The 15,300-nt window shown below is 65.4% G+C and carries 9 protein-coding genes; all 9 read left to right on the top strand.

Annotated elements, in window-relative coordinates; genetic code table 11:
* The first annotated feature begins 21 nt into the window (after positions 1-21).
* Positions 22-1,134, top strand: a complete 1,113-nt coding sequence (locus tag ACR652_RS04060; RefSeq protein WP_434505241.1) for an acyltransferase family protein — start codon at positions 22-24, stop codon at positions 1,132-1,134.
* 400 nt (positions 1,135-1,534) lie between these two features.
* A complete protein-coding gene (locus tag ACR652_RS04055) occupies positions 1,535-2,266 on the top strand; it encodes a cytochrome c biogenesis CcdA family protein (protein WP_434505240.1) in 732 nt (243 codons plus the stop codon).
* A complete protein-coding gene (locus tag ACR652_RS04050) occupies positions 2,263-3,441 on the top strand; it encodes a DUF1624 domain-containing protein (protein ID WP_434505239.1) in 1,179 nt (392 codons plus the stop codon). Before ACR652_RS04055 ends, ACR652_RS04050 begins: the two co-directional genes overlap by 4 nt.
* A 145-nt stretch (positions 3,442-3,586) precedes the next feature.
* On the top strand, positions 3,587-6,166 hold the full coding sequence (locus ACR652_RS04045) for an MMPL family transporter (RefSeq protein WP_434505238.1): 2,580 nt from the start codon (positions 3,587-3,589) through the stop codon (positions 6,164-6,166).
* Between the two features lie 76 nt (positions 6,167-6,242).
* On the top strand, positions 6,243-6,896 hold the full coding sequence (locus ACR652_RS04040; RefSeq protein ID WP_434505237.1) for a DUF2147 domain-containing protein: 654 nt from the start codon (positions 6,243-6,245) through the stop codon (positions 6,894-6,896).
* A gap of 202 nt (positions 6,897-7,098) precedes the next feature.
* Positions 7,099-8,664 carry an efflux transporter outer membrane subunit gene (locus ACR652_RS04035; protein WP_434505236.1) on the top strand — a complete coding sequence of 522 codons (1,566 nt, stop codon included), beginning with the start codon at positions 7,099-7,101 and terminating at the stop codon, positions 8,662-8,664.
* Positions 8,661-9,929 carry an efflux RND transporter periplasmic adaptor subunit gene (locus ACR652_RS04030; protein WP_434505235.1) on the top strand — a complete coding sequence of 423 codons (1,269 nt, stop codon included), beginning with the start codon at positions 8,661-8,663 and terminating at the stop codon, positions 9,927-9,929. Before ACR652_RS04035 ends, ACR652_RS04030 begins: the two co-directional genes overlap by 4 nt.
* A gap of 11 nt (positions 9,930-9,940) precedes the next feature.
* Entirely contained in the window at positions 9,941-13,075 is a 3,135-nt protein-coding gene (locus ACR652_RS04025) for an efflux RND transporter permease subunit (protein WP_434505234.1), read from the top strand.
* On the top strand, positions 13,072-15,300 hold a 2,229-nt coding region (locus ACR652_RS04020; protein ID WP_434505233.1), incomplete at its 3' end, for an efflux RND transporter permease subunit. The genes ACR652_RS04025 and ACR652_RS04020, both read left to right, overlap by 4 nt.

Raw genomic sequence — 15,300 nt, 5'->3', positions numbered from 1 at the left:
CACGGCGCCAGTGGACCGATCATGCCCGCGCCGAAACGACTCGACTATCTGGATGGATGGCGCGTGGCCGCGATCCTCATGGTTTTCGCGGACCATTTCAGCATGAACCACGCCATCGCGGCCTTCTACGAGAAAAGCCCGCTCGGCGTCGTCGCCCAATATGGCGAGACCGGGGTCTTCATCTTCTTCTTCATCAGCGGCTATGTCGTGAGCCTGGGCTGCCTGAAGGAGGCGGAGCGGACCGGCGGCTTCTCGGCCAGAGCCTTCTATATCCGCCGCTTCTTTCGCATCGTCCCGCCCTTGATGCTCTATCTCACGGCGCTGCTGGCGCTCGGGCTCGGCGGCGCCATCGAGTTCGGCTGGGACGATTTCCTCAGCGGCGCGCTGTATCTGTGCAATTCGACCGCGCCCGGCGTCGCCTGCAAATGGTATGTCGGCCACACTTGGAGCCTCGCCTTCGAGACGCAGTTCTACTGGCTGTTTCCGGCGGTCTTTTCCTGGCTGGCCCTGGGCAAGACGCCCCGCCTCTGGCCCGCCTCGGCCGCCCTGGCTTTCGCCGCCGTTCCCTTCGTCTTCACCATCTGGTGGATCGGCAAGATCGGCTGCCTGATCGCCTATTCATTGTTTTTTCTGGGCTATCTGGCCGCAAGGCGCGCCGGCGCCGGCTGGCCCCGCCTCGGCGGCTGGCGGTATCCGGCGCTGGCGGGGGCCGCGCTGATCGTCTTCATGCCGCGCAGCGTGGTCGCCTCCTTCGGCGCGGATGAGGAGATGAAGGGCGCGCTCATCGCCTGGTACAGGCTCGCCTATATCGGCGCCATCCCAACCCTGGTGCTGCTCACCGGCGCGCCGGGGACCATCCTTCACGGTCTGCTGTCGAACGGCGTTCTCGCCTGGCTCGGCCGCGCCAGCTATTCGGTCTATCTCTGGCAGCAACTCTGCAACGGGCCGGTCTTCAACGACCTCGACGTCCTCCCGCAATTCGCCCTGATGGGCGCCATGCTGCTGTTCTGCCTGTGTCTCTTCCCGCTGGAACAGCGGCTCGTCGGCTTTGGGCGGGCGGCGGCCCGGCGCCGTTCGGCGGAAGGGGCGCAAGCGCCCGGGGCCGAACTCGCGGCAAACCCGGCGGCGTGCTGAAAATCCCCGGCGGCGGGGAGAGGGCGTCCGCCGGGGATGGGCGTCCCTATCGGAAGAGTTGCGACGCCTGATGCATGACGACAAGAAAAAACGCCAGACCTCCGGCAATAAACATGGACGCCTTGACCATAGACGCGCGGCTATGCTGGATCATGCTCGGGCTCCTCAGTTTCTCCCCTGTCGGCTTTGCAGCTTAAAGCGCGTTTTCTTCATTTGAAGCACCAGTACAGGCGAATGATGACGGTCCAACCGCGTTCATTTTGAACCGAAAAGCTTGGCAAATACTGGTCCGACGCATCTCGCGCGACCTGGTCTCCCCGGTGATGTGGGGAGCGGCTCCTTTGCGCCGCAGCCCGGCCTGTGGCAGAAACCGCGTCAAGCATTCCAAAGAGGATCAACCATGGCGGCGGACGTCACCTTTCCGGCTGCGGCGGCGGCGGGACTCCTGTCCTTTCTTTCTCCCTGCGTGCTGCCGCTGGTGCCGCCCTATCTGACCTATCTCGCCGGCGTCTCGATGGAGGACCTCGAATTCGAGTCCCGCTCGCGGGCGCGTCGCGACGTTCTGCTCTCCGCCATTCTCTTCGTTCTGGGCTTCACCACCGTCTTCGTGGCGCTGGGAGCGACGGCGAGCGCCTTCGGCGGGGTGATTCGCGCCAATCTGCACATCCTCTCCTGGGTGGCGGGCGCGGTGATCATCCTGATGGGCCTGCACTTCGTGGGCCTGCTCAAATTCGAGCTGATGTATCGCGAGAAGCGCGCGGAGATCGCCAAACCCATGGGCCTTTTCGGCTCCTATGTGATGGGGCTCGCCTTCGCCTTCGGCTGGACGCCCTGCATCGGACCGATTCTCGCCGCCATCCTCGCCGTCGCCGGGACGCAGGACACCGTCACCCGGGGCGCCGCATTGCTCGCGACCTATTCCCTCGGCCTCGGCCTGCCCTTCATCGGCGCCGGCTTCGCGCTCGGCCGGTTCCTCGCCTTCGTCGCGCGTTTCCGCAAGCATTTCGGCAAGGTGGAGAAGATCGTCGGCGTGCTGCTGATCTTTACCGGCGTCGCCTTCCTCACCGGCGGGGTGCAGGAAATGTCCTTCTGGCTGCTCGAAATGTTCCCCGGACTGGCGACGCTCGGATGAGCGCGGCGGATGGCTGGGCGCCGCAAAGGGATCCCCGCCTGCCGGAAATCGACCGGTTGCGCGGCCTCGTGATGATCCTCATGGCGCTCGACCATATGCGGGACTTCTTCGACGCCGACGCCCTGCGCTTCAGTCCGACCGATCTCGACCGCACCTATCCCTTTCTCTTCCTGACGCGTTTCGTCACCCATTTTTGCGCGCCCACCTTCGCGCTGCTGGCCGGGGCCGGCGCCTGGTTCTACGGCGCGCGCGGACGCAGCCCCGGGACGCTCAGCCTGTTTCTGGCGACGCGCGGCCTCTGGCTCATTCTGCTGGACGTGGTGGCGATCAGCCCGGTCTGGGGCGGGCCGGGCCATGTCGAACTCGGAACGCTCTGGGCGATCGGCTGCGGCCTGGTTTCGCTGTCGCTTCTCTCCCGCCTCCCGGCGCGCGCCGTCCTCGTGGTCGGGGCCGCCATCATTCTTGGGCATGATCTTCTGGACGGCGTCCGCTCCGCCGATCTCGGCGTCTTCGGCCCGCTGTGGCGGCTCCTGCACGAAAAGGGGCCGCTGCCCTTCGGGATTGCGGGCGACGTGCTTTATCCCGCCCTGCCCTGGATCGGCGTGGTTGCGCTCGGCTTCGGCCTCGGTCCCCTGCTTCAGGCGGACCCGGCGCGGCGCGATCCCATCCTGCGCCGGGTGGGCCTCGCCGCCCTCGCCGCCTTCCTTCTCCTGCGGGCGACGCAGATCTATGGCGATCCCCATCCCTGGGCCACGCAGCGGGACGGCCTGCTGACGCTGCTCTCCTTCCTCAATGTCACAAAATATCCGCCCTCCGCGCTCTATCTTCTGCTGACGCTCGGCGTCGCGGCGCTGGCCCTGCCGGCGCTGGAGCGGCTGCGGGGCGCGGCGGCGCGCGTGCTGGCGGTCTTCGGCCGCACGCCGCTGCTGTTTTATGTCTCGCATCTCTATCTGGGCGTCGCGGCGGCGCTGGCGCTGGCGGCGGCGCAGGGCTACAGCTTTGCGGATATTTCGGTATTTTTGAGGTCCCAGCAGCCGCCGGCGGACTTCGGCGTCGGCCTCGCCGGGGCCTATGCCGCCTGGGTCGCGGCGGTCGCCGCTCTGTATCCCGTCTGCCGCTGGTTTGCCGGGGTGAAACGCCGGCGCCCCGATCTGTGGTGGCTCAGTTACCTGTAACGCTTAACGCATTCCTGCAATTTGTAAGGGGTCCCCGGCCTGCGGCGGCTTGGTGCGCGCCGCCTCCCCGCGTATAGAGGAACCAATTTTTGGTCGGGATACGTCTCAACGCTGGTCCGGGGTTCGATACATGTTGGAAAAACTGGTGGCCTTCTGTCTTCGTTGGCCCTGGACCGTGGTTCTTCTCACCCTCGCGCTGACCGGGGGCGGCGTTTACCTCACCGTCGAGCGTTTCGCGATCGACACCGACACGCAAAACCTGTTCTCGCCGGACATGAGCTGGCGCAAGAACCAGATGGCGCTCTACCGCGCCTTCCCGCAGCTCGAAAATTCGGTCGTCGCGGTCATCGACGCGCCCAATGGGCAGGCGGCGGACGACGCCGCCGCCCGGCTGACCGCCGAGCTGAAGGGCAAGCCGCTGATGCTTCGGGTCTGGCGCCCAGACGATCCGGCCTATTTCACGAAGAATGGGCTGCTCTATCTCGACCTGCCCGAGGTCGAGCATACGGTCGGCATGATGATCGGCCAGCGCGACGTTCTGACCCCGCTGGCGGAAGACCCGACCCTGCGCGGGCTCTCCAGCGTTCTGGTGGCCAATCAGAAGCGCGCCGCCGGCAGCCCGCGCGCCACGGAGATGTATCTTGCCGGCCTCGACCAGTTCTCGCAGGCCTTCGAGGACACGCTCGCCGGCCATTCAACCCAGGTCAATTGGGAAAAGCTGCTGTCGGGCGGCAAGGAGGAGGCGCCGCCCGGTCCGCCGCTCGACAAGCGCCGCATCGTGCTGATCAATCCGGTGCTCGACTTCACGGAGTTGCAGCCCGGCGCCCACGCCATCGACCTCATTCGCAAGACCGCCGCCGAACTGGGCGTCACGAAGGAAAACGGCTACGCCTTCCGCCTCACCGGCGACGTGCCCCTGGCGGACGAGGAATTCGCCACGCTCTCCGAGAACATGGCGTTCAATACGGTTGGCACGCTCGTCATCGTCGCCTTCATTCTCTTCGCCGCGCTGCGCTCGCCCAAGCTCATTCTGGCCGTGCTGGTGACGCTGCTCGCGGGTCTGGGCGTCACCTCCGGCGCGGGCATTCTGCTCATCGGCCGCTTCAACCTGATCTCCGTCGCCTTCGCCGCCCTGTTCATCGGTCTGGGCGTGGATTTCGGCATCCAGTTCGCGACGCGCTACCGCGAGGAGCGCCATGGCCATGGCGATCTGGAGCGGGCGCTTCTGCATGCGACGAAGGGCATCGGCTTCTCGCTGACGCTCGCGGCGATCTCGCTGCTCGCCGGCTTCTTCTGCTTCCTGCCGACCTCCTTCCTCGGGGTCGCGGAGCTGGGGCTCATCGCCGGCGTCGGCATGATCATCGCCTATTTTGCGACGCTGACCTTCCTGCCGGCCGCGATCAAGCTGCTGCATCCGCCGGCCGAGCATGTGCCGATCGCGACTCATTCGCTCGCCGCGATCGATCACTGGATCGCGCATCATCGCCCGCTGGTTCTGGTGGGCACGGCGGCCATCGTGCTCGCCGGCACGCCGGCGCTGATGCGCCTGCATTTCGACTCCAATCCGATGAACCTGCGCGACCAGAAGGTCGAGTCGGTCGCGACGTTCCTGGACCTCTCCAAAGACTCCAGGACCGCCCCCAACAAGATCGAGACGCTCGCGCCTTCGCTCGACGCGGCCAAGGCGCTCAAGGAGAAGATTCTCGCCTTGCCGGAGGTCGACCTCGTCGACTCGGTGTTCTCGCTCATCCCCAATGATCAGGACGAGAAGCTGGCGCTCATCCAGCGCGCGTCGACCGAATTGCATGGCGCGCTCTCCCCCAGAGTGAAAGCCGCGCCGACCGACGCCGAAACCGTCAAGGCGCTCAAAGCCGCGGCGAAGGCGCTGCGCGCCAGCATGGGCAAGAAACTGTCGCCGCCGGTGCTGCGTTTCGCGGCGACGCTCGACGACCTCGCCAATGCGACGCCTCAGCTTCGCGAAAAGGCGCGTGTCGCCGCTTTCGGCGGCTTCGACAAGCTGATCGCCCAGTTGCGGGACGCGCTCCAGGCCCAGCAGGTCACGCCCGACACGCTGCCGGAGGAATTGCGCGCCGACTGGATTTCGTCGGACGGCCTCGTGCGGCTCGAAACGTCGCCGAAGGGCGACCCCAACGACCGCGTCGTCATGCGCACCTTCGCGGACGCGATGCTGGCGGTCGCGCCCGACTCCAGCGGCGCGCCGATCATCATCTCGGAAGCGGGCAAGACCGTCACCCGCGCCTTCCTGCAGGCCGGACTTTTCGCCTTTGTGGCGATCTTCCTTATTCTTGCCGTAGCTTTGCGCAATGCAATCGACGTCGCGCTCACGCTGGGGCCGCTCCTGCTCGCCGGCGTCATGAGCCTTCAGGCGGCGGAACTGCTGGGAGTGTCCTTGAACTTCGCCAATATCATCGCCCTGCCGCTGATGTTCGCCGTGGGCGTGGCCTTTCACATCTATTATGTGATCGCCTGGCGAAAGGGCGTGGTCGACATGCTGGCCTCAAGCCTCACGCGCGCGATCTTCTTCAGCTCGCTGACCACCGGCACGGCCTTCGGCAGCCTGTTCCTGTCAAGCCATCCGGGAACGGCGAGCATGGGCGAGCTTTTGACCATCTCGTTGTTTTTCACGCTGCTTGCCGCCTTCATCATCGTTCCGGCCTTCCTCGGACCGCCGCGCCATCCGTCTCAGGAGCCGGACGCGACTTGACGAAAAGAAGCGTTCGCATTTCGCTGTTTTCATCTAAACCGGCGGCCTCACGCCAAAAAATCGGGAATCCGGCGTCATGAAGAGATCATTGCTGGGCATTGTCGCCGCGACGGCCCTCTGCGCGCCGGCCGCGAGCTTTGCGGCGGACGCGATCTATGGCGTCTGGGTGCGCGAGGGCCATCCGACGGACAAGCTGGAATTCTACGACTGCTCGGGGAAGCTCTGCGCCAGGGGCGTGCTCCCGATGCTCGACGGCAGCCCGCCGCCGATCGTGCTGCGCTCCGCCGCCAAGACCGGGCCGAACAGTTGGAAGGGCGATCTCTTCAATCCCGAGGACGGCAAGACCTACACGGGCAAGATCACATATGATTCGCCGACCCAGTTGACGCTTTCGGGCTGCCTCGTCGCCTTCCTGTGCCAGAGCGAAACCTGGACGCGCATCTCCGGCCCCACCAAGCCCAAGGCGGAAACGAAGCCGGAGGCAAAGGCCGAGGACAAGGCGACGGAGAAGTCTCAGGAAAAGGCGCACGCCGAGGGCAAGCCCCCGGAGACGAAGGCGACCGAGAAGGGCGGCGAAAAAGCGCCGGCCAAGACCGGCGAGGCCAGAGCCAAACCCGCCAAGCCTGCCGAGGGCAAGGCCGCCGAAGGCAAGGCGACGGAAGCCAGGCCCGCCGAAGGCAAGCCCGCCGCCCGCCCGCGCGCGAAAGCGGTGGAGGAAGAGGCCAACTGACCCGATTTGGGCGGCAAAGTTACTGATAGGTAACTTGACGCCTGCCGCACGGCGGGCGAGCGTGTCGGCGACGATTCAGGTGCAAAGCGCGCGACCGCCTCTCTGCCTGCGCCAGCCTGGCAGGCCACCCCTATTGGCATTGTAGGCTCTTCGACCCCCTTGCGGGCGGCTGGCGCGCTGGCAAAAGTGGAGTGAGCTTCTGTTGACCGCCGGCGTGGCAATTCCCACTCTTTCCCGCCCTCGCCGGCGCCTTGGCCTGCTGCTGGGGACGGCCGCGCTGCTGTCCGGCTGCGATCTCGAATGGGACAAGCCCGATCTCGCGGTTCCGCCGCCGGAGCGACTGCGCGAGGCCAAGCCCGCGTCGGCCAGGCCCATTCCGCGCGGACCGGACTTCGCGGTCAAATTCGGCTCGAAGGAGCTGACCAAGCTCGTCGAATCGGCGATTGGCGAGAATCTTGACATCGCCGCCGCCGCCGCCCGCATCACCCAGGCCGACGCGCAGGCGCGCGTCTCCAGCGCCGCGCTGTGGCCGAACATCGCGATGCAGGACATCGCCCGCACCAACCGTGTGCCGGGCACGACCACCAATGTCGCCTCGGCGGGCTCCAACATCACGCCGGCCTCGACCTCGACCGGCTCCTCCCAGCAGACGCCGGCCACCGGCTTTCGCGCCCGTGAATTCGGCTTCTTCCAGCTCGGTCTCACCGCAAGCTACGAGATCGACTTCTGGGGCAAGAACGAGGACGCCTCCTATGCGGCGCGCCTTCTCGCCAACGCCAGCCGCTTCAACCGCGACACGGTGGAGATTTCGACCGTCGCCTCGGTGCTGAACGCCTATTTTCAGGTGCTCACGGCGCAGGACCGGCTGCGCATCGCCCATAACAACGTCGCCATCGCCGAACGCGTGTTCCGCGCCGTGCAGGCGCGCTTCGATGTCGGCATCGCAAGCGCGCTCGACATCGCTCAGCAGGAGAGCGTGCTCGCGCAGGCGCGCGCCACCATCCCGCCGCTGGAGCAAACGCTGCGCCAGACCAGGAACCAGCTTGCCGTGCTGATCGGAGAGACGCCCGAAAGCGTGGACGTCAAGGGCGGCTCGCTGACGAAGCTGACCCGTCCGAGCGTCGCGCCCGGCCTGCCGTCGGAAGTGCTGCTGCGCCGCCCCGACGTGGCCGAAGCCGAGGCGCGGCTCGCCTCTCAGGAATTCTCGGTCTTGCAGGCGCGCGCCGCCTTCTTCCCGTCTCTCACGCTCACCGGCCAGTATGGCGTGCAAAGCGCGCTGCTGCATAATCTCCTGCGCCCCGAGGCCATCGCCTGGCAAGCCGCGGCCAATCTTGCCCAGCCGATCTTCGACGGCTTCAACATCCAGGGCAATTACGAACAGCAAAAGGGTCGCTTCGCGGAGCTTGCGGCGCTCTATCGCAAGCAGATCCTGACCGCCCTGTCGGACACGGAGAATGCGCTGATCGCGCTCAGGGAGACCGAGGCGGCGCTCAAGGCGAAGACGACGGCGGCGGCGGCGGCGCAGCGGGCGCTGACGGCGGCCGAGATGCGGCTTCAGGAGGGCACGATCGACATCATCACCCTGTCCACGACCCAGACGACGCTTTTTCAGGCGCAGGATCAGCTTGCGGTGACACGGCTCACTTACTTTCAGGCTGCGACGAGCCTATATCAGGCGCTCGGCGGCGGCTGGTCTCCCACCACCAGAGACGCCGAAATCGCATCGGCAAACGCGGCCTACGAGGCCGACAAAGGCATCTTTCCATGATCCGCCCCGACCGGCGCATCCTCATGGCGATCGGCGCGCTCGCGTTGGCGCTCGCCGGCGGCTGGGCGTGGCAGAGCGGGCTGCGCTTCGGCTCGGGCGACAAGCCCGCCGCTGAAGCGGCTGGCCCGGACGGCAAGCGGCGCGACGAGGCCGTCAGCGTGGCGGCCGCGCAGACGCGCGTGCAGGACATGCCCGTGACCATCGACGCGGTGGGCACGGTGCAGGCGCTCAATACCGTGACGATCCGCACCCAGGTCGACGGCCGGCTGCTCAACCTGGCCTTCACCGAAGGCCAGGACGTCAAGAAGGGCGACGTTCTCGCCGAAATCGACCCGTCTCTCTACAAGGCCCTTTATGATCAGGCGGTCGCCAAGAAGGCGCAGGACGAGGCCAATCTCGCCAACGCCCGCGTCGACCTGACCCGCTATGAGAAGCTCGTCGCCGGGAAGTTTCTCTCCGCGCAGCAATATTCGACGCAGAAGGCGCAGGTCTCGCAGCTGGAGGCGCAGGTGCGCGCCGATCAGGCGGCGATCGACAACACGAAGACAACGCTCGACTATGCGACGATCCGCTCGCCGATCGAGGGACGCGTCGGCATCCGCCTCGTCGACATCGGCAATATTCTCCATTCCTCGGACCAGATTGGCATCGTGGTCGTGACCCAGCTTAAGCCGATCTATGTCGTTTTCACCCTGCCTCAGCAGGCGCTCGCCTCGGTTCAAAAGGCGCAGGCGCGCGGCCCCGCGACGGTCCGGGCGCTTGGCGCAGACAATGCGACGGTGCTGGCGACGGGCGAGCTCAGCGTGTTCGACAACCAGATCGACCAGCTCACCGGCACGCTGAAGCTGAAAGCCACTTTCCCCAACAATGATCTCGGGTTGTGGCCCGGCCAGTTCGTCAACGTCCGGCTGATGCTCGACACGATCCGAAACGCCATTGTGACGCCGAGCCCCGCCGTGCAGCGCGGGCCGAACGGCGCCTTCGTCTATATTCTCGGGGAGGACGGCCGCGCCCATATGAGAAGCGTCGTCACCGGCCGCCAGGACGAGAATATTGTCGTCATCACGTCGGGGCTGGAGCCGGGAACGAGCATCGTGACAAGCGGCTTCTCGCGCCTCTCGGATGGCGGCAAGGTGCGCGTGAGCAACGTCGAGGAGCCTCTTCAAGCGGCGGCTCCCCAAGCGGCGGCTCCCGCGGAAGTCAATAAAGCGAAGACCAACAGCCGCGAGCGCGGCGCAAGGGGAGAGGGCTCTCCCAGAAGGTAAACAGACGCGGCATGAATGTTTCGGCGCCCTTCATCAAGAGGCCGGTGGCGACCTCGCTCATGGCCTTCGCCGTGCTGCTGTTCGGCCTGCTGGGCTATGTGCGTCTCTCGATCTCGCCGCTGCCGCAGGTCGACTTCCCCACCATTCAGGTCACGACGCAGCTTCCCGGCGCCAATCCCGATACGATCGCCTCCCTGGTGACGGCGTCGCTCGAACGTCAGTTCGGGCAAATTCCCTCGCTTACCAGCATGTCGTCGCAGAGTTCGTTCGGTCTGTCCCAGATTACGCTGCAGTTCGACCTCGGCCGCGACATCGACGCCGCAGCTCAAGACGTGCAGGCGGCGATCAACGCCGCCGCGTCGACGCTGCCGCGCGACCTCCCTTATCCGCCGGTCTACGCCAAGGTGAATCCGGCCGATACGCCGGTGCTGACGCTGACCCTGCGTTCGAAAAGCGCGGGGTTGCGGGACATGAGCGATCTTGCCGATACGCTTATCGCGCCGCAGCTGGCGCAGATTTCCGGCGTCGGCCGCGTGTCCGTGCAAGGCGGCGTGCGGCCAGCGGTGCGCATCGAGGCGGATCTCGCGCGTCTGGCCGCGAATCGGATCGGCATGGAGGATTTGCGGCAAGCCGTCGTCGCCGCCAACAACGCCGGCGCCAAGGGCTCGCTCGACGGAAAGCGTCAAGCCTACACGATCGACGCCAACGACCAGATTCTGCAAGCCAAGCAATATGAGACGATCATCGTCGCCTGGCGGAATAATGCGCCCGTCATGCTGCGCGACGTCGCCACGGTGACGGACGGGCTCGAGAACGCCCGCGTCGGCGGCTGGTACAATGGCGAACAGTCCGTCGTGCTCGACGTGATGCGCCAGCCCGGCGCCAACATCATCTCGACGGTCGAGCTCATCAAGCAGGCGCTGCCGAAGCTGCGCGGCGAGCTGCCGGCTGGCGTGGGCCTCGACATCGTCAATGATCGCACCGAAACGATCCGCGCCTCGATTTTCGAGGTGCAGATGACGCTCATCATCGCGGCGGGGCTCGTGATCGCGGTGGTGTTGATGTTCCTGCGCAGCTGGCGCGCCACGCTCATCGCCGGCGTCAGCCTCCCCCTCTCGATCATCGCCACTTTTTTCGCGATGTGGGGAATGGGCTTCTCGCTCGACAATCTCTCGCTGATGGCGCTCACCATCGGCACGGGCTTTATCGTCGACGACGCCATCGTGATGATCGAGAACATCGTCCGCAATATCGAGCTCGGCAAGAAACCGGTTCAAGCTGCGCTCGACGGCGCCCGCGAGATCGGCTTCACCGTCATCTCGCTGACGGTCTCGCTCATCGCCGTTTTCATTCCACTCCTGTTCATGACCGGCATCGTGGGGCGCATGTTCCGCGAATTCGCGCTGACGCTTTCCATCGCCGTCGTGATTTCAGCCGTCATTTCGCTGACGCTGACGCCGATGCTCTGCGCCGTGCTGCTCAAAAGCGCGCCGACGAACGAGCACACGGCATGGGAGGCCGTGTCGCTTTGGCTCGACCGCCTTTACTACCGCTCGCTCGATTGGGCGCTGAAGCGCGAGCCCTTCATGCTCTTCCTGACCGCAGGCGCGCTCGCGCTGACGGTCGCGCTCTTTATCTTCATCCCCAAGGGTTTTCTGCCGCGTCAGGACACCGGCGTGCTGAGCGTCGTGATGGAGGCCTCGCCCGACGCCTCCTTTGAGCGCATGAAAGCGTTGCAGGCCCAGGTGACAGAGGTGTTTCGCAAGGACCCCGAGGTGACGGGCGTCACTTCCGTGCTGGGCGTCGGCCCGCTCAACGCGACGACCAATGTCGGCCGGCTCACCGTGACGCTTCGCAGCCACGATGTGCGCGACACGAGCGCGGACAAGATCGCCGACCGGCTGAAGATCGCCGGCGAGAAGGTCGCCGGCGCCTCGCTCTTCATCGAGCCGGTGCAGGATATTCAGATCACGACCCGGCCAAGCCGCTCGCAATATCAATATACGCTCACAGCCGCCGATGCGGGCGAGCTGCTCAACTGGTCAAATCGCCTCCTCGACGAATTGCGCCGCACGACCGGGCTGAAAAACGTCGCCGCCGAGACGCAGGACGGCGGCCTGCGCGCGCAGATGAGAATCGACCGCGACAAGATCGGCCGTCTCGGCATCTCGGCCCAGGACGTCGACAATGTGCTCAACGACGCCTTCGGGCAGCGGCAGATTTCGACGATTTACACGCAATCGAACCAATACCGCGTGATCCTGGAAGCCGCGCCGCAATATTTGCGGGATATGTCGGCGCTCGAAAAGCTCTATGTGGCCCCGGTGGGAGGCGGACCGCAGACGCCGCTCGCCACCTTCGTGCGCATCGAGAACAAAGCGGCGCCGCTCTCCGTTGCGCATCAAGATCAGTTCCCGGCCTCGACCATCAGCTTCGATCTTGCCGACGGCTTCGCGCTCGGCGACGCCGTCAAGCTGGTCGCGCAGGCGCAGACCGCCATCGGCATGCCGTCATCCATCATCGGCGTCTTCAGCGCCGACGCGGCGGAATTCAACAAATCGCTGGCGAGCGAGCCCTGGCTCATCCTCGCAGCCGTCATCGCCATCTATGTGGTGCTCGGCGTGCTCTATGAGAGCTTCGCCCACCCCTTCACCGTGCTCACGACGCTGCCCTCGGCGGGCGTCGGCGCGTTCCTTGCGCTGATGCTGCTGGGCATCGACATGTCGGTCGTCGCGCTCATCGGCGTTGTGCTGCTCATGGGCATCGTGAAGAAAAACGCGATCATGATGATCGATTTCGCGCTCGAGGCGGAGCGCGACGAGGGGCTTTCGCCGCGCGATTCCATCGTGCGCGCCGCGCATTTGCGTTTTCGCCCAATCATGATGACGACCCTGGCCGCGCTCTTTGGCGCCTTGCCGCTCGCGCTCGCGCATGGGGCGGGAAGCGAGCTGCGCATTCCGCTCGGCGTCTCGATCATCGGCGGCCTCCTCTTGAGCCAGGCGCTGACGCTCTACACGACGCCCGTGATCTATCTTCAGGTCGACCGCCTGCGCCGGCGCTTTCTGAAGCCGCTGAGCCAGGAGGAAGAAGAAATTCCGGAGGAAACGGCCGAGGAACCGCCGCCAAGGCGAGAAGCGGCCGAATGAACGTCTCCGCTCTTTTCATCCGCCGGCCGGTCGGGACGACGCTTCTCGCCGCAGCCCTTTTTCTGATCGGCGCGGTCGCCTATTTCTTCCTCCCCGTTGCAAGCCTGCCGGCGGTCGATTTTCCGGCCATCGGCATCAGCGCCTCACGCCCGGGAGCCGATCCCGAAACCATGGCGGCCTCCGTCGCCGCGCCGCTGGAACGGCGCCTTTCGGGCATTTCGGGACTGAACGAGCTCACGTCGACGAGCTCGCTCGGCTCGACGCAGATCATCACCCAGTTCGACATCAACAAGAATATCGACTCGGCCGCGCGCGACGTTCAGGCCGCGATCAACGCTTCGCTTGTCGATCTCCCGACCGATCTTCCAGCCGCTCCGAGCTTCCGCAAGGCCAGCCAATCGACCATGCCGGTTCTCGTGCTGGCCATGACCTCGGACACGATGCCGACCAGCGCCATTTTCGACGCGACCGACACCGTCATCGCACAGCGCATCTCCCAAGTGCCCGGCGTTGCAGAAGCGCGCATTGCCGGCGCCGAGCAGCCGGCGATCCACGTGCAGGTCGACACGGCGCGACTCGCCGCGATGAATCTCGGCGTCAACGAAGTCGGCCGCGCGCTTTTCTTGGCCAACGCTCATGCCGCGGTCGGCGCGCTCTCCGGAACGACGCAGGAAATCACGCTCGATACGACCGATGAGCTTTCGACGCCGGAGGATTATCGCAACATCGTCGTCACCTCCCGCAACGGCGCCGTGGTGAAGCTCGGCGACGTGGCGACGGTGGATCAAGGGGTGCGCAATCGCCGGTCTGCCGGTTGGTTCAATGGCAAGCCCGCGGTGCTCGTCATCGTCACCAAGCAACCCGACGCCAATGTGATCGAGACCGTCGATCACGTAAAGGCGTTGCTGCCGCAATTGCGCCAATGGATTCCTTCGGGCATCAAGATCAGCGTCCTCGCGGACCGCACACAGACGATCCGCGCCAGCATCCACGACATTCAAATCACGCTCATCATCTCGGTGGCGCTGGTGATGATGGTGGTGTTCGTCTTTCTCCGCCGCGCGACGCCTGTCATCGCGGCCGGCGTCACAGTGCCCCTCTCGCTCGTCGGCACCTGCGCAGCCATGTGGCTCGCCGGTTTCTCGATCGACAACCTTTCGCTCATGGCGCTGACGATCGCCGTGGGCTTCGTCGTCGACGACGCAATCGTGATGATTGAAAATATCGAGAGCTACAGGGAGCGCGGTCTGAGCCGAATGCAGGCGGCGCTCGAAGGCTCAAAGCAAATCAGCTTCACGGTCCTCTCTATCAGCCTGTCGCTCATCGCCGTTTTCATCCCGCTGCTCTTTATGGAGGGCGTGATGGGGCGCTTGCTGCGTGAATTTTCGCTCACCCTCACCTTCGCCATCCTGATTTCGACCGTCGTTTCGCTCACCGTCACGCCAATGGTCTGCGCATGGCTGCCGGCGCCAAAGGCGCGGGGAGAGACGCGTTTCGATCGCGTGGTGGAGAGCGGGCTCGACGCTATCGTCTCCTTTTACGCGCGCACGCTGCGGCCCGTGGTGGATCATCCCTGGATCACGCTCGCCGCCATCCTCGGCGTCGTGGTTTGGACGGTGCAGCTCTACACCACGATCCCGAAGGGAAATCTGCCTCAGGACGACATCGGGCTCATCAACGGCACGACGGAGGCCGCCACCGACGTCTCGTTCGAAGAAATGTTGCGGCTGCAAAGGCTGGTGAACGACGCTCTTTTGGCCGATCCCGACGTCGTCAATGTCGGCTCCTTCATCGGCGCAGGCAACCTGACCGCCTCGGGCAATCAGGGACGCGTCTTCGTCGCGCTCAAACCCATGGGCGAGCGAAAGGCCACGAGCAAGGAAGTCATCGCCAGATTGCGCAAGTCCTTTACGAAGATACCGGGCGTAAGCGTCATCATGGTGCCGTCTCAGGACCTGCGCTCCGGCGGGCGCGTGAGCAAGGCGCAATACCAGTTCACCTTGTCCGACGCTTCGCTCGACGAGCTGGAGGAATGGCGCGGCAAGATTTTCGATCGCCTCAAGCGGCTTCCGCAGCTCGTCGACGTGTCCTCCGACAAGGAGCAGGGCGGGCTGCGCGCCCAGCTCATCATCGATCGCAACGCCGCCTCCCGCATGAATGTGCCGATTTCGGCCATCGACAACGCGCTCAACAGCGCCTTCGTAGCCGGGACCCGCGAGTTCCGG

The organism is Methylocystis sp., assembly GCF_051061225.1.
GTDB lineage: Bacteria > Pseudomonadota > Alphaproteobacteria > Rhizobiales > Beijerinckiaceae > Methylocystis.
The sequence above is the reverse complement of the archived record's forward strand: the minus strand, read 5'-3'. Positions and strand labels throughout refer to the sequence as shown.

Coding starts and splice junctions, on each gene's coding strand:
- ACR652_RS04030 (WP_434505235.1), top strand. CDS start 8,661: ATGATCCGCCCCGACCGGCGCATCCTCATGGCGATCGGCGCGCTCGCG.
- ACR652_RS04025 (WP_434505234.1), top strand. CDS start 9,941: ATGAATGTTTCGGCGCCCTTCATCAAGAGGCCGGTGGCGACCTCGCTC.
- ACR652_RS04060 (WP_434505241.1), top strand. CDS start 22: ATGCCCGCGCCGAAACGACTCGACTATCTGGATGGATGGCGCGTGGCC.
- ACR652_RS04050 (WP_434505239.1), top strand. CDS start 2,263: ATGAGCGCGGCGGATGGCTGGGCGCCGCAAAGGGATCCCCGCCTGCCG.
- ACR652_RS04040 (WP_434505237.1), top strand. CDS start 6,243: ATGAAGAGATCATTGCTGGGCATTGTCGCCGCGACGGCCCTCTGCGCG.
- ACR652_RS04055 (WP_434505240.1), top strand. CDS start 1,535: ATGGCGGCGGACGTCACCTTTCCGGCTGCGGCGGCGGCGGGACTCCTG.